Here is a 20,514-nt window from a genome sequence, read left to right as displayed (position 1 = left end):
AACTCCACCAGGCCTTCACCGCCGAATACGCCTGCCTCAAGGACATCTGCCGCAGTGACCACGCGAGCGAAATCCTCCTCGGTTATCTGGAGAAACACCCTGAACTGACCCGGCCACTGTTCTACACCTTGCCCCTGCGTCTTCAGCCAGAACGGGCCGCGCAATACGCCACGCTGTTCAACGCCGGCATGGGGGTGTTCAACAACCTGCCGCACTGGCTGGGCGAGCTGCAGAAAATCGAACAAGCGCACCTGCCGGCCCTCGACGACCTGCCCGAACATACCCGCGCCGTCGCGGACGCAGCGCAGCACAGCCTCAGCCCGGCGCTGAACCTGGGTCTGAGCCGGGCGCTGGAAGGGTTCGATCTGGCGGGAGAGAAAATCCCCGACCTTGACGAGTTGTTCAGCCGCCTGCCCAAGGCCTTGTCGGGGCGGATCCTCGATGCGGCGAAAACCACCGGGGTGACCTTTACTGTCGCCAGCCCGGCGGAACACGCGGCGCTGCAAACCAACCTCAAGGAACTGCTCAGGGAACGCGATTACCTGAAAGCCCTGACTCGTGAACGTAACCAGCTCACCCACAACAAAAACCGCCAGGGGCACAAGACGCCACGGGCGGTGGAGTTGCAGGGCGAGATCGTGCGGGTGCGTGGGCAGTTGACGCAGCTCGAAGGCCGGTTGGCCGGGGCGCTGAGCCCGATTGCGGAGCTGCCGGATCAGTCGGCGCGCCTGTACGGCGCGACGCCGGCTCGGGCGGGGGTGACGCTGGTGTTTCCGCCGGCGCAGCAGTTGGAGGTGCGGAGTGTGTTGAAGGACATTCGGTTGGGGGTTCAAGGCGTGCCGAATGGGAAGTTGATTCGGAGCGAGGGGATGGGGTTGTTGGTGTTTTTGGTGCAGGGGGTGAATTTGGTTTCGGTCATAAGGGAACTGACCAACCAATCCAAGAACAAGCGAGTCTGGATGCCCTTTTTTAATGCAGCGATGGCTACCGGAGCGGCGGGATTCACTGCGGCCCAAAGTCTCGCCGATACAGCGTTAAAGGCACGTAGCGCTGCGCTCGTCGCGGGTCTTCAACACCACGCCTTGCAAAATTTGCATGTGCAGATGGGCAAGCTGCATGTTGGACTGGGCATTTTCACCTACGGCTTCGGTTTTATCTCTTCAGTGGTTAGTCTCAATACCCAACAGCAGAATTGGCAACAGGCGACGCGTAGTGGGAATGCTGCTGCGCAGAATAGTGCAGCGCTCGCTGCAGCGGGCGCGGCCGGCATGACGACCGTCAATGCCTATGGCTTAGGTCATACCTTACACGCGGGGTATAGCGTAGCGATTGCCAGAAACGCTGCAGCAAGAACGGCTGCTTGGGCCGCGGCTGGTACCCGTTTGTCCACCGTGTTCTTCCGGTTCAATCTGGCCGGTGCCCTGTTCACCATTTTGGAGTTGGGCGGAACCTGGCTGTACAACCGTTACAACATCAGTGCCCATGATAGATGGCTGAAAACCACACCCTGGAGCTTGGACACCGATCATCGCGGCGACCATGCCCTGGATGAATATCAGCGTTATCTGGCCTATTTGCTGAACGCCCCGTATACGCAACTGGGTCCGAACGAGCATGATTCGTGGCTGAAAAACTTGCTGCTAAAAGCCAAACCCAGCGACATTCACTTGGTGCTGCCAAGGCTCAAGCTCAGCGATTTCCAGCCACCGTTGAGTGGACAACCGGCTCATCGCCTGGGGATCGGCGCCCACCGCATTGCCATTCCTCTCCACAGCCGTGGCACGCCGAGAGAGCGCAAGGACGTTATCAGCGATGAAATCACAGCCAGCCTGCGCATCGTACAAACAGGACCCGATCGGCTGGTGCTGTGCCTGCAATATCCCGTGGATCCTGACAGCGAATTTACCCCGGCTTCCGAAACACTGGAGCTGGCCGTCTGTATTCAGACCTTGAACGCCAAGGGGGTGTGGGAATCGCTGACTGACGTTATTCACCTCAACCCGCGCGGTAAGGGTCATTTCCCTGCGTTACCTCGTCAATCCGTTACCGAGCATCCACCGTTGTTGCTGGTTGAAACCCATCTGCTGGAACTGGCCGACCATGCCCACCAAGATTGATAGCTCCCTGCCTGCACCGCACCTTGAGCAATCCCGCAAAGCCGGCGATGTCGAGCCGTTTCCCAGCGGAAGGATCACCTATCTCGCGCCGTTGCCATTGCCGACACCGCTGCCGCCGCATGGCCCGCATATCGGGGAACTCAATGAGGTGTACATGGACTTTGGGCTGGGATCACCGCAAGTCTTTATGTGGCAGATGACATTAGGGGGACCATTCAGTGTTGCCTTCTCGGTTGCATTCTTAATACCTCTATTTGGCGGCTTCATGTTTTTTTTGTTCGGCATGGGCTGGGACGATATTACTCATGCCATAAAAGGAGTATTCAATGAGGCGTACGGACCAGCCATACAGGGCGGTTTTTTAATGCTGCTCATCGGCCTCGGTGTGTGGCACCACAACCACAAAAAACGCCTCCACATCATCCCCACCCGTTTCAACCGCCAACGCCGCGAAGTCTGCTTCATGCCCGAAGACGCCACCGAACCCCTTTTCGTCCCCTGGGAATCCCTCTCGGCCTGGGTCATCGAAGCCCAAGGCGCCACCCAATACGGCATCCACCGCCAATATGGCATGGGCATAGGTTTCCAGCACGGCGAGACCCTGACCAGCGTCGAGTTTCCCTGCTTCGGTCTTTCCCTGGCCATCAGCCACTGGGAAGCCATCCGCGGTTACATGGAATACGAAATCCACGACCTCAAATCCATTCAGGACCCGCTAGACCTGCAAGGCCCAAACGACCCGCCCCACGAAGGCCTGCACACCTTCCACAACGCCCGTGCGCGCCTGCACCAGCAAATCCGTGACGGTCAACGGGGTCGAGTGTCCGGGTTTTTCTGGTACCTGTACCACGTCATGACCCTGTGGACGATTCCCAACCACCTGACCGAATGGGAAATCCGCCGCCTCCAGAAAAAGGGCCAACTGGTGTTGCCCGAGGCGATGCGCCAATGGTCGGAACCTCTGTCGAAGGAACAATGGGCGAAGCCGAGCGAAGAACTTCTGCGCCTGAGCGCACAGGTCCGCGCCCTGCACAAACGTCAGCCGCGACGCCCGATCACCGAGATTTTTGCCGAGGTACAGCGTTTGAATCCGACCGACAAACGTCGCGCATGAGTTGTTTTTTCAATGTATTTGCTCCGATGTCCGAAACACTGGAGCTGGCCGTCTGCATACAGACCTTGAACACCAAGGGGGTGTGGGAATCGCTGACTGACGTCATTCGCCTTAACCCCCGTGCTGAGGGGCGTTTCCCTTCGTTGCCCCGTCAATCCGTCACCGAGCATCCGCCCCTGTTGCTGGTTGAAACCCATTTGCTGGAGTTGGCCGACCATGCCCACCAAGATTGATATTCCCATGTGTGCGCCGCATCTTGATCAACCTCGAAATGCAGGCGATGTCGAGCCGTTTCCAAGCGGAAGAATTACCTATCTCGCGCCTTTGCCGTTGCCGACACCGATGCCGCCGCATGGTCCGCATATCGGGGAGCTAAATGAGGTGTATATGGATTTTGGCTTGGGATCGCCCCAAGTGTTTTCATGGCAGCTCATATTAGGCGGGCCCTTCAGCGGAGCCTTCATGATCGCGTTCCTAATCCCGCCAGCAATTGGCTGCGTGGGCCTTATGTTCGGATATGACTTCGCATATACATGGGAATTTGTTATTGATTTATTCTTCGCCATCTATGGATATGCCTTAGTTACCGGCTTCTCCGCCTTAGCCATCCTCCTCTGCACTTGGCTCCACTATCACAACAAACGCGCGGCCATCATCCCCACCCGTTTCAACCGCCAACGCCGCGAAGTCTGCTTCATGCCCGAAAACGCCACCGAACCGCTCTTCGTCCCTTGGGAATCCCTATCCGCCTGGGTCATCGAAGCCCAAGGCTCCACCCAGTACGGCATCCACCGCCAGTACGGCATGGGCATCGGCTTCCAGCACGGCGAGACGCTGACCAGCGTCGAATTCCCTTGCTTCGGTCTTTCCCTGGCCATCAGCCACTGGGAAGCCATCCGCGGCTACATGGAATACGAAATCCACGACCTCAAATCCATCCAGGATCCGCTAGACCTGCAAGGCCCGAACGACCCGCCCCACGAAGGCCTGCACACCTTCCACAACGCCCGCGCGCGTATGCATCAGCAAATCCGCGACGGCCAACGTGGTCGAGTGTCCGGCTTCTTCTGGTACCTGTACCACGTGATGACGCTGTGGACGATTCCCAACCACCTGACCGAATGGGAAGTCCGCCGCCTTCAGAAAATGGCCCCGCACGCCTTGCCCGAAGTGATGCGCCAATGGTCCGCGCCGCTGTCGAAGGAACAATGGGCCAAGCCGAGCGAAGAACTGCTGCGCCTGAGCGATCAGGTCCGCGCCCTGCACAAACGCCAACCGCGACGCCCGATTACCGAGATCTTTGCCGAGGTTCAGCGCTTGAATCCGACGGACAAAGGTCGCGCATGAGCTGTCCGTAATAAGCACCGACTTCCCGCGTAGCGGGTGAGCGGGATAAAAAATGGGCACGCCAACGAGGTTGGGTGCCCATTTTTTTATGCCTGACGAATCAGCTGACTCGATTTTGTTGCTTGGCGAAAATCGCCGCCATCTCGGGTTCATCCAGATGATCCAGCGTTCGCTCCACCAACAAATGCACGCCGTCAGCCATGCGGCTGAGCGCCAAGGCTACGGAGCGGCGGGAACCGTCCACATCGTCGGCGAGGTTGGCGGCGATGGCGCTGATGGACAGCAAATCTTCCGAGGCATTGGCGAGAAGGGTTTCAGGGTTGATGTCCGGGCAGACGCTGAAGAGCTGGCCGTTGCGTTTTGGTGGTTTGGGGTCGGCTGGCGGGAAGTGATGGTCGAGGGCGCGCTCGGCGGCTTCGTTGAGTTTGTTTGAATCAGGTTCGTATGGGGAGACCGGATCGGTATCCGGTGGGTTTGGTGTGACCTTGAACATATTCAATTCTCCAACAACGTGGAGCCGTCACCGAATCGCTGCTAAACGCAGGGTGGCAGCTGTGCGCAGGTTAGCAGACCGGTGGAGACGAATCCGGCGCGCCCGAGGGCGCCCTGCGCACAGCTACCATAAAGTGCAGGCATGAAATGACCTGACTGTCTGGATGCAGATGCGCTTCGTCAAGACGGACTGCTAAACCCGATCACTGATGGACAGTGACAGGAACCAAGTTACCGACCGACCCCAACGCGCACAAGCCGGCGGATTCTGGCGTAGCCGTAGGCAACGACGCAAGGGGTTGTAGCTTGCAGGAAGTAACCTTGAGGTGTTTTAAACAAACGCTGTCTAGCGGTGTTTAACTACCGAAATGTTGGCAAGAACGAGTCTGAAAAAACCGGCTGAAAAACTCTGACTCTGCAAGGCATGCTCATTGGCGTAATTCGGGTTTATGATGCCGGACGGCAGAATAATAGAAGTCCCCCCAGGGATGACCTCGACCCCATACGGAGCGCGCAATGCAGACTTTGTACCCGCAGATCAAACCCCACGCCCGGCACGATCTGGTCGTCGATAAAACCCACACGCTGTATGTCGACGAAAGCGGTTCGCCGGAAGGTTTGCCGGTGGTGTTCATTCACGGCGGCCCCGGCGCCGGGTGCGATGCCCAGAGCCGTCGGTATTTCGATCCGAACTTGTATCGCATTGTGACCTTCGACCAGCGCGGTTGCGGTCGCTCCACGCCCCACGCAAACCTGGAAAACAACACCACCTGGGATCTGGTTGCCGACCTTGAGCGGATTCGCCAGCACCTTGGCATTGATAAATGGGTGTTGTTCGGCGGTTCGTGGGGTTCGACCCTGGCGCTTGCCTACGCACAAACTCACCCGGAGCGTGTGCACGGTCTGATTCTGCGCGGGATTTTTCTCTGCCGCCCGCAGGAAATCGAATGGTTCTACCAGTGCGGCGCCAGTCGTCTGTTCCCCGATTACTGGCAGGACTACATCGCGCCCATCCCGCTGGACGAGCGCGACGACTTGCTGTCGGCTTTCCACAAACGCCTGACCGGCAACGATCAGATCGCCCAGATGCATGCGGCCAAAGCCTGGTCCACGTGGGAAGGCCGGACCGCCACCCTGCGCCCGAACCCGCTGGTGGTCGATCGCTTCTCCGAGCCTCAGCGCGCGCTGTCGATTGCCCGTATCGAATGTCACTACTTCACCAACAATGCGTTCCTTGAGCCGAACCAGCTGATCCGCGACATGGGCAAGATCGCTCATTTGCCCGGCGTGATCGTCCATGGTCGCTACGACGTGATCTGCCCGTTGGATAACGCCTGGGAATTGCACCAGAACTGGCCGAACAGTGAGTTGCAGGTCATCCGCGATGCTGGCCATGCCGCCTCCGAACCGGGCATTACTGATGCACTGGTTCGCGCCGCCGATCAGATGGCCCGGCGTCTGCTCGACCTGGCCCCTGAAGAAGCATGAAGGGCCTGCTGCAACGTGTGCGTGGCGCGCGAGTCGAGGTAGCGGGGGAGGTGGTGGGTGCCGTCGATCAGGGTTTGCTGGTGTTGGTCGCGGTAGAGCCTGAGGATACACGGGCCAGCGCCGACAAACTTCTGCATAAGCTGCTTAACTATCGTGTGTTCAGTGACGCCGAGGGCAAGATGAATCTGTCCCTGGCGGATGTCGGTGGCGGGTTGCTGCTGGTCTCACAGTTCACCCTGGCCGCCGATACCAGGAACGGGTTACGTCCGAGTTTTTCGACCGCTGCCCCTCCGGCGCTGGGCGAGGCGCTTTTTGACTATCTATTAGGGAAAGCGAAACAGGTGCATGGCACTGTGGCATCAGGTAGATTCGGCGCGGATATGCAGGTGCACCTGGTCAACGATGGCCCGGTAACCTTCCTGTTACAGACCTGAAAGCGCTTGAAACATCTTTTTAAGGGCTTTTCGACTGAAAACAGGCGTTTTTCGCGATAAATACTTTGTTGCCCCTGATGCGTTGTAACGCGGCCTACTAGATAATCGCGCGCTACGGGGATCAGCGTTCGTTGGTCCATTTTGACTTAGGTAGAGACTTGTCCTGGACCGTTTGGGGAATCATTTAGTCCCATCGGAGTCGGAATAATGCTCGCCAACTTGGCAAGAGTGGTCTGTAGGGTCGGTTTTTCCACACCGCACCCCGCACAGGCACTTTAACTGGCCGTTGGTTTTTTGATCTGTTTTCGGCGAGGGTTGCTCGTGATTGTTAGTCCCTGTAATGCACCAAAATTGTCTGCCAAACGGTTACGAAGCGCTCTGGTCGCGGGCTCTGCACTGCTCTGCCTGCTCAGCGCCGGTCAGCTTTGGGCATTCAATCTGGATGATGTATCAGTCAAGGCAAAAGAGCTGGCCGGGCAGAAATACGAAGCTCCGCGCAGTAACCTGCCGAACGAGTTCCGCGAGATGAAATTCGCGGACTATCAAAAAATTCGCTTTCTGACCGAAAAAGCCGAGTGGGCCGATCAGAAAACCCCGTTCAAGCTGTCGTTCTATCACCAGGGTATGCATTTCGATACGCCGGTGAAAATCAACGAAGTCACGGCTAACACGGTCGAAGAGATCAAATACGACCCAAGTCGGTTCGATTTTGGCGACGTAAAGTTCGATCCTAAAGCCACCGAACAACTGGGTTATGCCGGTTTCCGTGTGCTGTACCCGGTCAACAAGGCCGACAAGCAAGACGAAATCATGACCATGCTCGGCGCGAGTTATTTCCGCGTTGTCGGCAAGGGTCACACCTATGGCTTGTCCGCTCGCGGCATGGCCATTGATACCGCTTTGCCGTCCGGCGAAGAATTCCCGCGTTTCACCGAGTTCTGGATTCAACAGCCAAAACCCGGTGACAAGCACCTGGTGATCTTTGCTCTGCTGGATTCGCCACGGGCGACTGGTGCGTATCGCCTGACCCTGCGTCCGGGCAGCGACACCGTTGTCGACGTCAAGGCCAAAATGTTCCTGCGTGACAAAGTCACCAAGCTTGGCGTTGCGCCGCTGACCAGCATGTTCCTGTTCGGCGCCAATCAGCCGTCGAAAGTGCTCAACTACCGTCGCGAACTGCACGACTCCAGCGGTCTGTCGATCCATGCCGGCAATGGCGAGTGGATCTGGCGTCCACTGAATAACCCGAAACACCTGTCGGTGAGCAACTTCGCCATCGAGAACCCGCGTGGCTTCGGCTTGCTGCAACGTGGCCGCGACTTCAGCCACTATGAAGACCTCGACGACCGCTACGACAAGCGTCCAAGTGCCTGGATCGAACCAGAAGGCGATTGGGGCAAGGGGTCCGTCGATCTGGTCGAGATTCCGACTGCCGATGAAACCAACGACAATATCGTTGCGTTCTGGAGTCCGGAAAAGCTGCCTGAGCCTGGCCAGCCGCTAGACGTCGCTTATCGCATGCACTGGACCATCGACGAAGCCGCACTTCACGCACCGGACAGCGCCTGGGTCCAACAAACCCTGCGCTCCACGGGTGACGTGAAACAGTCCAATCTGATCCGTCAGCCGGACGGCAGCGTTGCCTATCTAGTGGACTTCGAAGGTCCGTCCCTTGCAGCACTGCCGGAAACTGCGGACGTTCGCAGCCAGGTCAGCGTTGGCGAGAATGCCGAGCTGGTCGAGAACAGCGTACGTTACAACCCTGAAACCAAGGGCTGGCGCCTGACCCTGCGGATGAAAATCAAGGATCCGGGCAAACCTACCGAGATGCGTGCTGCACTGGTCAAGAACATCGTGACTGCCGACCTGGCCAAAATATCGCTACCCGCGTCCAATTCTTCCGTCGCCAAGGCCGACAAGGTTGCCGCCAAGCAACAAGAGAAGATGGATAAGGAAGCCAAGGAAGCCAAGCAAGCTGAAGCCAAACAAGCCGAGGCCAAGCCGGCCGTAGATTCCAAGGACAAGGACAACAAAGACGCCAAGCAGCCAGTCGCTGCCGACGCGGCCCCAGCCACACCGGAATCGGCACCGACTGAAGAAGTCCTGACCGAGACCTGGAGCTACCAGTTGCCTGCCGATGAGTAATTCTCAAGTACAGCCAGAGACTCTTGCCGAGTATCTGGCGCATCTGCCAATGACCGACGAGCAGCGCGCGGAACTCGCGGGCTGCAAGTCTTTCAGCGAGCTGCACCAGCGTCTGTCGTCCTCGACGTTCGATGCACCGACCGAGGCTGCGCAAGCCTCGGTGGGCCGTCGTCTGACCCTGAACACCGCTGAAGAACTGGAAGAAGCGGAAATGCTGGTGCTCGACGCCAGCGGTCGGGTTTGCCTCCGGGCAACACCGCCGATCCGCCGGACCAAAGTCGTGCCCGAGCCGTGGCGCACCAACATTCTGGTGCGGGGCTGGCGGCGTCTGACCGGTCGCAAGAATCCACCGGCCCCGCCGAAAGACGAGAACGTGCTGCCAGCGGCTCGCTGGCGCACTGTCGGTTCGATCCGCCGCTACATTCTGCTGGTATTGATGCTCGGTCAGACCATCGTTGCTGGCTGGTACATGAAAGGCATCATGCCTTACCAGGGCTGGTCGTTCGTCGACCTGAACGAAGTCCTGCATCAGCCGTTCCTGCAAACCGTCACGCAAGTCCTGCCCTATGCACTGCAAACCAGCATCCTGATTCTGTTCGGGATTCTGTTCTGCTGGGTATCGGCCGGTTTCTGGACCGCGTTGATGGGCTTTCTGGAGCTGCTCACCGGTCACGACAAATACCGCATTTCCGGTAAAAGCGCCGGCAACGAGCCGATCCCCAGGGACGCTCGCACCGCACTGGTGATGCCGATCTGCAACGAAGACGTGCCACGGGTGTTTGCCGGTTTGCGGGCGACCTTCGAGTCGGTTGCGGCCACGGGTAACCTGGATCGCTTCGACTTCTTTGTCCTCAGCGACAGCAACGATGCCGATATCTGCGTTGCCGAGCAACAAGCCTGGCTGGACGTCTGCCGTGAAGCCAAGGGCTTCGGCAAGATTTTCTATCGCCGCCGTCGCCGTCGCGTTAAACGTAAAAGCGGCAACCTCGACGACTTCTGCCGTCGTTGGGGCGGTGACTACAAGTACATGGTCGTGCTCGACGCGGACTCTGTGATGAGCGGTGACTGCCTGACCAGTCTGGTGCGCTTGATGGAAGCCACGCCGGACGCCGGGATCATCCAGACCGCGCCGCGCGCTTCGGGCATGGACACGCTGTATGCACGCATGCAGCAGTTTGCGACCCGTGTGTACGGTCCGCTGTTTACCGCCGGTCTGCACTTCTGGCAGTTGGGCGAATCCCATTACTGGGGCCACAACGCGATCATCCGCATGAAGCCGTTCATTGAGCACTGCGCCTTGGCGCCGTTGCCGGGTAAAGGCGCGTTTGCCGGTGCAATTCTGTCCCACGACTTCGTCGAAGCTGCGCTCATGCGCCGTGCCGGCTGGGGCGTGTGGATTGCCTATGACTTGCCGGGCAGCTACGAAGAATTACCGCCGAACCTGCTGGACGAACTCAAGCGTGACCGTCGCTGGTGTCACGGCAACCTGATGAACTTCCGGCTGTTCCTGGTCAAGGGTATGCACCCGGTGCACCGTGCAGTGTTCCTGACGGGCGTGATGTCTTACTTGTCGGCGCCGTTGTGGTTCTTCTTCCTCGTGCTGTCGACGGCGCTGCTGGCGGTCAACACGCTGATGGAGCCGCAGTACTTCCTTGAGCCACGTCAGCTCTATCCGCTGTGGCCACAATGGCACCCGGACAAGGCGATCGCGCTGTTCTCGACCACCGTCGTGCTGCTGTTCCTGCCGAAGTTGTTGAGCATCATCCTGATCTGGGCCAAGGGCGCGAAAGAGTTCGGTGGCAAGTTCAAGGTGACCCTGTCGATGCTGCTGGAGATGCTGTTCTCCATGCTGCTGGCGCCGGTGCGGATGATTTTCCACACCCGTTTCGTCCTCGCCGCGTTCCTTGGTTGGGCCGCGACCTGGAACTCGCCACAACGTGACGACGATTCCACGCCCTGGAGCGAAGCGGTAAAACGCCATGGCCCGCAAACTTTGCTGGGCTTCTTCTGGGCCCTGCTGGTGATCTGGCTGAACCCGAGCTTTCTCTGGTGGCTGGTGCCGATCGTCGGTTCGTTGATGCTGTCGATTCCGGTGTCGGTGATCTCCAGTCGAGTCGGCCTGGGCCTCAAGTCCCGTGACGAAAGCCTGTTCCTGATCCCTGAGGAATACAATCCGCCACAGGCATTGCTGGCTACCGACCAGTACACCCACGAAAACCGTTGGCATGCACTGAACGACGGCTTCATCCGGGCAGTGGTCGACCCACAGCAGAACGCTTTGGCGTGCTCGCTGGCGACGTCCCGTCACCGTCAGGCCGAACCGATCGAGTGGCTGCGGATCGAACGGGTTCGTCATGCGCTGAAAGCCGGGCCTGAAGGTCTGAACAACAATGAGCGCGTGGAACTGCTCAGTGACCCGGTGGCATTGGGTCGTCTGCATGAGCAGATCTGGAACGAAGGTCACCCCGCGTGGCTGGAGGCGTGGCGTAAATCGGTGAAGGCCGATCCCCATGCGCCGCTGTTGCCGCTCAAGCCGCTGAGCGTGCAACCTCAGTTGGCCTAACGAAAAACCCCGCGAAAGCGGGGTTTTTTTTACGCTGATCAGCCCGGCCGATTAAACCTTGAACCTGCCCACCAGCGTCTGCAGATGCGTCCCCAGCCGCGCCAGCTCGACGCTGGAGGCCGCGGTCTCTTCACTGGCTGCCGAGGTCTGCTCGGATACGTCGCGCACGTTCAGCACGCTGCGGTTGATCTCTTCGGCCACCGCGCTCTGCTGTTCGGCGGCTGCAGCAATCTGCTGGTTCATCGACTGAATCGCCGAGACGGTGCGGGTGATGCTTTCCAGTGAGCCACCGGCGCGGCGGGTCAGTTCGACGCTGCTGTCGGTCAGGCTGCGGCTGTTGTCCATGATGGTCGCCACTTGCTGAGTACCGGTTTGCAGGCCGACGATCAGCTCTTCGATTTCTTCGGTGGACTTCTGGGTGCGCTGGGCCAGGCTGCGGACTTCGTCGGCGACCACCGCAAAACCACGTCCGGCCTCGCCGGCACGGGCGGCCTCGATGGCGGCGTTGAGGGCCAGCAGGTTGGTTTGCTGGGCCACGGATTTGATCACGTCGAGCACGCTGCCGATCTTGTCGCTTTCGCGTTTGAGATGAGCCATGGCCTCGGTGGAGTTGCCGACTTCTTTGGCCAGGCGCTCGATCTGGGCGATGGCTTCGCCGACCACTTTGTCACCTTCGCGGGCCTGCTGGTCGGCGGCGACGGCGGCTTCGGACGCTTCTTCGGCGTTACGCGCGACTTCCTGCACGGTGGCGGTCATTTCGTTCATGGCGGTGGCCACTTGGTCGGTCTCGATCTTCTGGCTGTTGACCCCGGCGCGGGTCTGCTCAGTGACGGCCGACAGCTCTTCAGCGGCGCTGGCGATTTGCGTGACGCCGTTACTGATGCCACCGATCAACTCGCGCAGGCCCAGGGTCATGCTCTGCATGGCGCGCTGTAGCTGGCCGAGTTCGTCCTGACGCTCAGAGATAAGGTTCTGGGTCAGGTCGCCAGCAGCAACGCGCTCCGCCACTTTGAGGGTCTGGCTCAGGGGAATCACGATCTGACGCGTGATGGCCCAAGCGGCAAGCAGGCCGAAGGCGAGCGCCAGGACGGTGGCCATCAGCAGCAGATTTTTGGCGTGCGCGGCGTCGGTGTCACGGACGATGGTTTGCGACACGGTGAGTTTTTTGCTGGTGTCGCGCAGGATCTGGCCTTGATCGGCCATGCGTTTGAGGGCTGCGGCGCTGGCGACCTGAGAGTCGCGGAACTGGCTGACGGCGGCGCGGTAGGCTTTCAGCGAATCCGTAGCGTGCTGCAGGTGGGCAATGTGCTGTTCCGGCAGCTTGGAGGGCAGGCTTTCGAGGTTTTTCAGCGCGTTGTCGATGGCGTCCAGAGCGGGTTGCTCGGCCTCGGTTTTGCCGCTGTAGGTATAACCGCGAACCTGGAAGCGCGCTTGCTGGATCAGCTTGCTCAGGTCGATCACGCTGTTGAAATCGGCGACGCTGTCACCTTGCAGCATGGATTTTTCGACTTCGGCGACACGGGCTACGGCGTTGTCGGCGGTGGCGCCGAGTTTGCCGCGGGCGTCTTCGCGGATGACTCCGGCCTGGGTCATGGCGGTGAAGGCGTGTTTGTACTCACCGACGGCGGCCAGTTGTTGGTCGATCATGGCCATGTCGGCCGGTTGTTCGATCAATGTGCGCGCGGTTTTCAGGCCGGTATCGAGTTGGCCAAGCAGGTCGTTGACCGCACCGGGGCCTTGTTCGCCACGACGTATTTCGTAATCCAGGCGGGCCAGGCGCAGGTCTTTGGCCAGGTCATTGAGGCTGGCAATAAACCCCAGCTTATCGCCGCGACTCATCACGCCGCTCAGCCCGGTCCAGCCGGTGAAAGTGATCAATAAGGTAAGAAGCAGCACCAGACCGAAGCCGATACCCAGTTTGCGATTGACGCTGACGTTCCCCAGTTTCTCGGCTATCCATCGGTACATGCTGCAACTCCCTGGAACCATTCGTTGGTTTTATGGAGACTGTATCGGCAGGCAGGTGAGATTCTATAGGCGCTGTGGGCACAGACCTCCGGTGAACGCGTTCCCTGTGCAGCTGGCGAAGCCTGCGTTCGGCTGCGAAGCAGTCGTGAAATCCGGCACCAGGTCTTTCAGGTTGGTCGCGTGTAACTGTTTGACGACTGCTTCGCAGCCGAACGCAGGCTTCGCCAGCTGCTACAGGTAGTGTTTAGCCTTAGAACAGGCGTGCGAGCAGCGCAGTGACGGCGGTTTCGACCCGCAGGATGCGGTCGCCGAGCTGCACCGGTTGCAGGCCGGCCTTGCCCAGCAGGTCGATTTCGTACGGAATCCAGCCGCCTTCGGGGCCGATGGCCAGGGTCACCGGTTCGTCCAGGCCACGGGGGCAGGGCGGGTAATTGCCGGGGTGGCCGACCAGGCCGAGGGTGCCATCGGTGATCGCCGGCAGACGGTCCTCGACGAACGGCTTGAAGCGTTTTTCGATAACGATTTCCGGCAGCACGCTGTCCCGGGCCTGTTCTAGGCCGAGGATCAGTTGCTCGCGAATTGCGTCGGGCTCCAGGAACGGGGTTTGCCAGAAGCTCTTCTCGACGCGATAGCTGTTCACCAGCACGATTCGTGGCACTCCCATGGCCGCCACGGTCTGAAACACCCTACGGAGCATTTTCGGCCGTGGCAGGGCCAGCACCAGGGTCAGCGGCAGCTTGGCCGGTGGCGGCTGGTCGAGAGTGACGCGCAGCTCGGCTTCATCGGCGTCCAGACGCAGCAACTCGGCCGAGCCCATCAGTCCGCCGATGCGCCCGACCCGCAGGCTGTCGCCGACAACGGAGCGGTGGACTTCCTGCATGTGAGTCAACCGGCGATCGCGCAGGATCACCCGGTCGGCCGCAATGAAATCGGCTTCTTCGAGAAGCAGCAGGTTCACGGTTGAGTCGCTGGCGGCTGGTCGTTGTTATCGTCGGCCGGTTGGTCGTCCGGGTGCTCGCCGCGCTTGCTGATCAGGCTGCCGAACAGGATGCCGATTTCGAACAGCAGCCACATCGGTACGGCCAACAGCGTCTGCGAGAAGATGTCCGGCGGCGTCAGGATCATGCCGACCACGAAGCAGCCGATGACCACATACGGGCGGATCTTCTTCAGGTACTTAACGTCGACCACGCCGATCCATACCAGCAGCACCACGGCCACCGGGATCTCGAACGCCACGCCGAAGGCAAAGAACAGCGTCATTACGAAATCGAGGTAGCTGGCGATGTCGGTCATCATTTCCACACCGGCCGGGGTGGCTGCGGCGAAGAATTGGAAGATCAACGGGAACACCAGGTAATAGGCGAACGCCATGCCGGTGTAGAACAGGAGGATGCTGGACATCAGCAGCGGCACCGCAATGCGTTTCTCATGCTTGTACAGACCTGGCGCGATGAAGCCCCAGATCTGATGCAGGATCACCGGGATCGCGAGGAACAGCGAAACCATCATGGTCAGCTTCAGCGGCGTCAGGAACGGTGACGACACGTCGGTGGCGATCATCGTCGCGCCCACTGGCAGGTACTGACGCAGCGGCGTGGAGACGAAGGTATAAATCTGCTGGGTGAAGGCAAACAACCCGGCGAAGATGATAAAGATCGCTGCTACGCAACGCAGCAGGCGAGTACGCAACTCGGTGAGGTGCGAAACCAGCGGCATGTGCTGGTCATTTTCGGGGAGATCGCTCATGGGGCTCGCGGCGGCAATGTTGGGTCATGAGGGGCCGGCGCAACAGGCGCAGCCGCAGGCGTAACAGGTTCTACTGGAGGCGCTGCGACAACAGGCGCAGGCTCGGCGGCTGGAGCATGAATCGTCTGCTCCACCACAGGTTCAACCGGCTGAACCGGCGTCGGCTCCTGCTGAGTCGGCGTGAAAATCTTCCGCGCCTCCTGCTCCAGCGACAGAATGTGCTCGTTGTGCAGTTGCCGACGAATCTCGTCGGCACCGATTTCACGTTCAACTTCCTGTTTGATCGCGTTGAAGCTGCGCTTCAGACGACCGACCCACAGGCCGGCGGTGCGCGCAGCACCTGGCAGACGCTCGGGGCCCAGCACCAGCAGGGCCACAAGGCCGACGAGCAGCAGTTCAGGGAAGCTGATACCAAACATTAGTCAGTGCTCACATGTCTTTGCGGATCGGCTCTTCGACTTTTTGCGCCTGCACGTCGATGGTGTGCGGCGGGTTCACGGACTGTGTGGTCTGTGGCTGAGCGGGTGGAACCGGTTGGGCCGGTGTTACCGTCGGGTCAACTGGCTTGTCTTCATCGTTCATGGCTTTGCGAAAGCCCTTGATCGACTCACCCACGTCAGTGCCGAGGTTTTTCAGTTTTTTGGTGCCGAATACCAGCACGACAACAATCAGGATGACGATCCAGTGTTTCCAGTCAAAAATGCCCATGTTGCTGCTCCTCTCTAATAGTGTTCAGGCGGACGGACGCGAGGCTTTCTCGGCGTGTCCGGACAGACCGAAACGACGGTCCAGTTCATCGAGCACAGCCTGTGGATGCTGCCCCAGTTGGGCAAGCATGACCATGCTGTGGAACCACAAATCGGCGGTTTCGTAGATCACATCGCTGCAGTCACCGCTGATGGCGGCATCCTTGGCGGCAATGATGGTTTCGACCGACTCTTCGCCGACTTTTTCCAGAATCTTGTTCAGGCCCTTGTGGTACAGGCTGGCGACATACGAGCTGTCGGCAGCGGCGCCTTTGCGCTCTTCCAGTACCTCGGCCAGACGGGTCAGAGTGTCACTCATGGGTGTGTCCTGCGGAATAGATAGCGTGCGGGTCTTTCAGAACCGGGTCGACGGTTGTCCAGTCGCCATTCTCGAAGACGCGGTAGAAGCAGCTCTGACGGCCGGTATGACAGGCGATGTCGCCGATCTGCTCGACCATCAGGATGATGACGTCGGCGTCACAGTCCAGGCGCATCTCATGCAGGGTCTGCACGTGGCCGGACTCTTCGCCCTTGCGCCACAGTTTGCCACGCGAGCGTGACCAGTAAATGGCGCGGTTCTCGGCAGCGGTCAGTTCCAGCGCTTCACGGTTCATCCAGGCCATCATCAGGACGCGCCCGGTCTTGTGATCCTGGGCAATCGCCGGCACCAGGCCATCAGCGTCCCACTTGATCTCGTCCAGCCAGTTTTTCATCTTCGACTCCGATGCAGGCCCACACTTCATGAATAGAAGCCTACGTGAAATTCAGCGTTGAAACAGTGTGCCAGCGTGTGGGTGCTCTGGCTATCGGCGAACGACCAGATACAAACCGACGGCCACCATGATACCGGCCGGCCAATGACCCAGTTCGTTCAGCGGCCCCCCGGCAGCGAGTATTGTGCCGCCGGCGAGGTGCGCACAGCCGAGCAGTCGCAAGAGCCAATCGTCCTTGCGCCGGTGCCACGGTGGCGGCGGGTCGTAGGCATGGGGCTGGGACACGCGCTCGAGCAGGTCACGGGCCATGTTGGCCAGGTGCGGCAGTTGTTCGAACTGGCTCTGCACGTTGCCGAGCAAGGTTTTGGGGCTGACCCGCTCACGCATCCAGCGTTCGAGGAACGGCTGGGCGGTGTTCCACAAATCGAGGTCCGGGTACAACTGACGGCCCAGGCCTTCGATGTTCAACAGGGTTTTTTGCAGCAGCACGAGCTGCGGCTGCACTTCCATGTTGAAGCGCCGAGCGGTCTGGAACAGGCGCATCAGCACCTGACCGAAGGAAATATCTTTTAACGGTTTTTCGAAGATTGGCTCGCACACGGTGCGGATCGCCGCCTCGAATTCGTTGAGTTTGGTTTCCGCCGGCACCCAGCCCGAATCGATGTGCAGCTGCGCGACACGACGGTAATCACGCTTGAAGAACGCGAACAGGTTGCGCGCCAGGTAATCCTGGTCTTCCGGCGTCAGGCTGCCGACGATGCCGCAGTCGACTGCGATGTACTGCGGGCTCCACGGGGTCACGGTGCTGACGAAGATGTTGCCGGGGTGCATGTCGGCGTGGAAGAAGCTGTCGCGGAACACCTGGGTGAAAAAGATTTCAACGCCACGTTCGGCGAGCATTTTCATGTCGGTGCGCTGGTCGGCCAGGGTCGCCAGGTCGGTAACCTGAATGCCGTAGATGCGTTCCATCACCAGCACTTTCGGCCGGCACCAGTCCCAATAGACTTGCGGTACGTAGAGCAGCGGCGAGCCGTCGAAGTTACGCCTCAACTGGCTGGAGTTGGCGGCCTCACGCAGCAGGTCGAGCTCGTCGTAGATGGTTTTTTCGTAGTCCAGTACCACGTCCACCGGGTGCAGCAGACGCGCGTCGGCCGAGAGCTTTTCGGCGGCGCGGGCGAGGATGAACAGCCACGCCAGGTCCTGCGCGATGATCGGTTTCAGACCCGGGCGGATGACTTTGACCACCACTTCTTCACCGGTTTTCAGTTGCGCGGCATGCACCTGCGCCACCGAGGCCGAGGCGAGCGGTTCGACGTCGAAACGGCTGAAGACTTCACTGATCCTTTTGCCGAGCTGCTCTTCAATCAGCTTGATCGACACTTGCGAGTCGAACGGCGGCACGCGGTCCTGCAGCTTCATCAGCTCATCAGCGATGTCTTCCGGCAGCAGATCGCGGCGGGTGGACAGGATTTGGCCGAACTTGATGAAAATTGGTCCCAGGTCCTGCAGCGCCAGACGCAATCGCGCGCCACGGCTCAGGTCGAGCGTCTTGCGCGGGAACCAGCGCCACGGCAAGGCGTAGCGCAGCGCCAGCAAAAACCACGGCAATGGCAGGGCGAACAACAGGTCATCGAGGCGGTAGCGAATCACAACGCGCTGGATGCGCAACAAACGGCGGACGGCAAGCAGCTTCATGCGTTATCGCTTGGGTCGAGGGATCGGAAAAGGCGCTCGAAGCGCGCCTCGAGACGTTCCAGATCGAGCTTGATCTGGTCCAGTTCACTGAAACGGGCTTGGGCTTCGCGCTGGCCGACGAGGGTGCGCGATTCTTCGGCCAGGTACTCGCCAAGATTCTGGTTCAGGCTGGCGAACCCTTGCTGATAAAAGCGTGTACGGCTGCGCAGGTGACCGCCGAGCAGTTGCGTGGCGACAGGTCCCAGCACGCGTGCGAGCTCGTACTCCCAGTCCAGCTCAAGGTCCTGAAGGATCGCCGCCAGTTCCAGCAGCACGCCGCTGTCGCCGTCGAGTTCGACTTCAGGAGCATGCAGGACCGAAGTCTTGTCCTTGCTCATTGCCAGTTTCAGCAGGCCGGAGGCCGGTGCACGCAGGGTGCAGTCGGCGTCGGCTTCCCAGTGGGAAGCCAACATCAAGCCTTCGTCGCTGGGCAGGATAAACACTTGCAGCGCCGGGCTGCGGCAGTCGACGGCAATCACCTTGCCACTCAGATGTGCCAGCCGCGGCAGCGCCGTGCTGTCGAGACGCAGCACCCGGTTCAGACCGAGTTCAACGCTGGCGAGCAGGCCGGCCAGCAACATCAGGGTTTGATGCCGCGGTGCAGGGCGACGATGCCTGCGGTCATGTTGTGGTAGGTCACGCGGTCGAAACCGGCCTCGACCATCATCGACTTCAGGGTTTCCTGATTCGGGTGCATGCGGATCGATTCGGCCAGGTAGCGATAGCTTTCCGAGTCGTTGGTGATCAGCTTGCCCATCAGCGGCATGAAGGCGAACGAGTAGGCGTCGTAGGCTTTGGACATCAGCGCGTTGGTCGGTTTGGAGAACTCCAGCACCAGCAGACGGCCGCCCGGTTTCAGCACGCGCAGCATCGAGCGCAAGGCGTCTTCTTTATGGGTAACGTTGCGCAGGCCGAACGCGATGGTCACGCAGTCGAAATGGTTGTCCGGGAATGGCAGCTTTTCAGCATCGGCCTGGACGAATTCGACGTTGCCAGCCACACCCAGATCCAGCAGGCGGTCACGACCGACCTTGAGCATGGATTCGTTGATGTCGGCCAACACGACCTGACCGGTCGGGCCAACGAGGTGCGAGAACTTCTTGGTCAGATCGCCCGTGCCGCCGGCGATGTCCAGCACGCGGTTACCGGTGCGAACGCCCGACAGCTCGATCGCGAAACGCTTCCACAGACGGTGCATGCCGCCCGACAGGAGGTCGTTCATCAAGTCGTACTTGGCGGCTACCGAGTGGAAAACCTCAGCGACTTTTTCCGCTTTTTGGCTTTCTGGAACGTTTTTGAAACCGAAGTGAGTGGTGGGTTCGGCATCGCTGCCTTTGCGCTGATCAGTCATATCGCTGTCACCAGAAGAGAATGCGGGACATTCTAATCCCGGTGGCCTGCTTTGTCTTGGCAAGGCTGAAGGTAAGATAGGTAACCGCCGGGACGTTTTGCCGCAGTAGCGGTCAAGATGCTTCAGGAAAGTATCCATAAAGCAGGAGTCAATTGATGGCCCGTATTAGTGTTGAGCGTGCCCACGGCCTGGGTAAGGAAGCGGCCCGCGAGAAGGCTGACAAGTTGGCGCAGAAACTGTCCGATCAATATGGCCTGGAGCCGCAATGGTCTGGCGACACCCTGAACCTCAAGCGTTCCGGTGTGAAAGGCGCGGTGTATGTAGGCGAGAATTCGATCAAGGTCGATGTCGAACTTGGCCTGTTGATGTCGGCCATGAGCGGCACCATCAAATCGGAAATCGAGAAGGCCCTCGATAAAGCGTTGGCATAACGTCGAACCACACCATTGATCACAGGCCCGGCCCAAGGGTTTGTGTCAGTTGTTAGGGTGCTGTTTCTAATTATTCTCACTACTTTGTGCCTGAGCCCGACTCTTTCGCGGGCAGTTCCTCA

General features: G+C 59.7%; 19 protein-coding genes and 1 pseudogene. 9 read left to right on the top strand and 11 right to left on the bottom strand.

The annotated features are described in order from the left end of the window. From QK293_RS19500 to QK293_RS19485, 4 genes and pseudogenes are all read left to right on the top strand, one after another. Nucleotides 1–2,117, top strand: a pseudogene (locus QK293_RS19500) (hypothetical protein); the annotation flags it as partial. Between the two features lie 364 nt (nucleotides 2,118–2,481). Continuing rightward, nucleotides 2,482–3,231, top strand: coding sequence for a hypothetical protein (locus tag QK293_RS19495; RefSeq protein ID WP_282379962.1), 750 nt, complete (start codon nucleotides 2,482–2,484; stop codon nucleotides 3,229–3,231). Nucleotides 3,232–3,257: 26 nt separating this feature from the next. Then, on the top strand, nucleotides 3,258–3,464 hold the full coding sequence (locus QK293_RS19490) for a hypothetical protein (protein WP_282379960.1): 207 nt from the start codon (nucleotides 3,258–3,260) through the stop codon (nucleotides 3,462–3,464). Further along, nucleotides 3,448–4,578, top strand: coding sequence for a hypothetical protein (locus QK293_RS19485; protein ID WP_282379958.1), 1,131 nt, complete (start codon nucleotides 3,448–3,450; stop codon nucleotides 4,576–4,578). The genes QK293_RS19490 and QK293_RS19485 overlap by 17 nt, the downstream gene beginning before the upstream one ends. Nucleotides 4,579–4,678: 100 nt before the next feature. Here the strand turns inward: QK293_RS19485 and QK293_RS19480 are convergent, their stop codons facing one another. Beyond that, nucleotides 4,679–5,071: a DUF6124 family protein gene (locus QK293_RS19480; protein WP_282379957.1), complete on the bottom strand. Its 393-nt coding sequence runs from the start codon at nucleotides 5,069–5,071 to the stop codon at nucleotides 4,679–4,681. A gap of 515 nt (nucleotides 5,072–5,586) precedes the next feature. Between QK293_RS19480 and pip the strand changes: the two genes are divergently transcribed. The 4 genes from pip to mdoH all read left to right on the top strand — a co-directional run bounded on the left by pip (nucleotide 5,587) and on the right by mdoH (nucleotide 11,700). After that, nucleotides 5,587–6,558, top strand: a complete 972-nt coding sequence (pip, locus tag QK293_RS19475; RefSeq protein WP_282379956.1) for a prolyl aminopeptidase — start codon at nucleotides 5,587–5,589, stop codon at nucleotides 6,556–6,558. Further along, the gene (gene dtd / locus QK293_RS19470; protein WP_282379955.1) at nucleotides 6,555–6,992 is read left to right on the top strand and encodes a D-aminoacyl-tRNA deacylase; all 438 of its coding nucleotides are present in this window, start codon (nucleotides 6,555–6,557) and stop codon (nucleotides 6,990–6,992) included. The genes pip and dtd overlap by 4 nt, the downstream gene beginning before the upstream one ends. Nucleotides 6,993–7,313: 321 nt before the next feature. After that, complete coding sequence (locus QK293_RS19465; RefSeq protein ID WP_282379954.1) at nucleotides 7,314–9,137, top strand: glucan biosynthesis protein; 1,824 nt, start codon at nucleotides 7,314–7,316, stop codon at nucleotides 9,135–9,137. Further along, nucleotides 9,130–11,700 (top strand): glucans biosynthesis glucosyltransferase MdoH, encoded by a 2,571-nt coding sequence (gene mdoH, locus QK293_RS19460; RefSeq protein ID WP_282379953.1) that lies wholly within the window; start codon nucleotides 9,130–9,132, stop codon nucleotides 11,698–11,700. Before QK293_RS19465 ends, mdoH begins: the two co-directional genes overlap by 8 nt. A 51-nt stretch (nucleotides 11,701–11,751) precedes the next feature. On the opposite strand, the gene QK293_RS19455 is transcribed toward mdoH, so the two are convergent. From QK293_RS19455 to ubiE, 10 genes are all read right to left on the bottom strand, one after another. Further along, entirely contained in the window at nucleotides 11,752–13,668 is a 1,917-nt protein-coding gene (locus QK293_RS19455) for a methyl-accepting chemotaxis protein (RefSeq protein WP_282379952.1), read from the bottom strand. A gap of 250 nt (nucleotides 13,669–13,918) precedes the next feature. Further along, the gene (locus QK293_RS19450; protein ID WP_282379951.1) at nucleotides 13,919–14,626 is read right to left on the bottom strand and encodes a 16S rRNA (uracil(1498)-N(3))-methyltransferase; all 708 of its coding nucleotides are present in this window, start codon (nucleotides 14,624–14,626) and stop codon (nucleotides 13,919–13,921) included. After that, nucleotides 14,623–15,435: a twin-arginine translocase subunit TatC gene (tatC, locus tag QK293_RS19445; protein WP_282379966.1), complete on the bottom strand. Its 813-nt coding sequence runs from the start codon at nucleotides 15,433–15,435 to the stop codon at nucleotides 14,623–14,625. Before tatC ends, QK293_RS19450 begins: the two co-directional genes overlap by 4 nt. After that, nucleotides 15,414–15,836 (bottom strand): Sec-independent protein translocase protein TatB, encoded by a 423-nt coding sequence (gene tatB / locus QK293_RS19440; protein WP_282379950.1) that lies wholly within the window; start codon nucleotides 15,834–15,836, stop codon nucleotides 15,414–15,416. Before tatB ends, tatC begins: the two co-directional genes overlap by 22 nt. A 10-nt stretch (nucleotides 15,837–15,846) precedes the next feature. Continuing rightward, complete coding sequence (locus tag QK293_RS19435; RefSeq protein ID WP_282379949.1) at nucleotides 15,847–16,125, bottom strand: twin-arginine translocase TatA/TatE family subunit; 279 nt, start codon at nucleotides 16,123–16,125, stop codon at nucleotides 15,847–15,849. 24 nt (nucleotides 16,126–16,149) lie between these two features. Then, nucleotides 16,150–16,482 (bottom strand): phosphoribosyl-ATP diphosphatase, encoded by a 333-nt coding sequence (locus QK293_RS19430; protein WP_008047820.1) that lies wholly within the window; start codon nucleotides 16,480–16,482, stop codon nucleotides 16,150–16,152. Then, nucleotides 16,475–16,876: a phosphoribosyl-AMP cyclohydrolase gene (gene hisI / locus QK293_RS19425; RefSeq protein ID WP_150796910.1), complete on the bottom strand. Its 402-nt coding sequence runs from the start codon at nucleotides 16,874–16,876 to the stop codon at nucleotides 16,475–16,477. The genes QK293_RS19430 and hisI overlap by 8 nt, the downstream gene beginning before the upstream one ends. A 90-nt stretch (nucleotides 16,877–16,966) precedes the next feature. Further along, nucleotides 16,967–18,571, bottom strand: coding sequence for a ubiquinone biosynthesis regulatory protein kinase UbiB (gene ubiB, locus QK293_RS19420; protein ID WP_282379948.1), 1,605 nt, complete (start codon nucleotides 18,569–18,571; stop codon nucleotides 16,967–16,969). Further along, nucleotides 18,568–19,191, bottom strand: a complete 624-nt coding sequence (locus QK293_RS19415) for an SCP2 domain-containing protein (protein WP_282379947.1) — start codon at nucleotides 19,189–19,191, stop codon at nucleotides 18,568–18,570. Before QK293_RS19415 ends, ubiB begins: the two co-directional genes overlap by 4 nt. Further along, nucleotides 19,191–19,961 (bottom strand): bifunctional demethylmenaquinone methyltransferase/2-methoxy-6-polyprenyl-1,4-benzoquinol methylase UbiE, encoded by a 771-nt coding sequence (gene ubiE / locus QK293_RS19410; RefSeq protein ID WP_007948968.1) that lies wholly within the window; start codon nucleotides 19,959–19,961, stop codon nucleotides 19,191–19,193. The genes QK293_RS19415 and ubiE overlap by 1 nt, the downstream gene beginning before the upstream one ends. Before the next feature lie 155 nt (nucleotides 19,962–20,116). On the opposite strand from ubiE, the gene QK293_RS19405 reads away from it, so the two are divergent. After that, on the top strand, nucleotides 20,117–20,392 hold the full coding sequence (locus QK293_RS19405; protein WP_282379946.1) for a polyhydroxyalkanoic acid system family protein: 276 nt from the start codon (nucleotides 20,117–20,119) through the stop codon (nucleotides 20,390–20,392). The last annotated feature ends 122 nt before the right edge of the window (nucleotides 20,393–20,514 follow it).

The sequence above is a fragment of the Pseudomonas sp. AL03 genome (assembly GCF_029960815.1).
Lineage (GTDB): Bacteria > Pseudomonadota > Gammaproteobacteria > Pseudomonadales > Pseudomonadaceae > Aquipseudomonas.
This window is presented reverse-complemented; position numbering and strand designations above follow the sequence as displayed.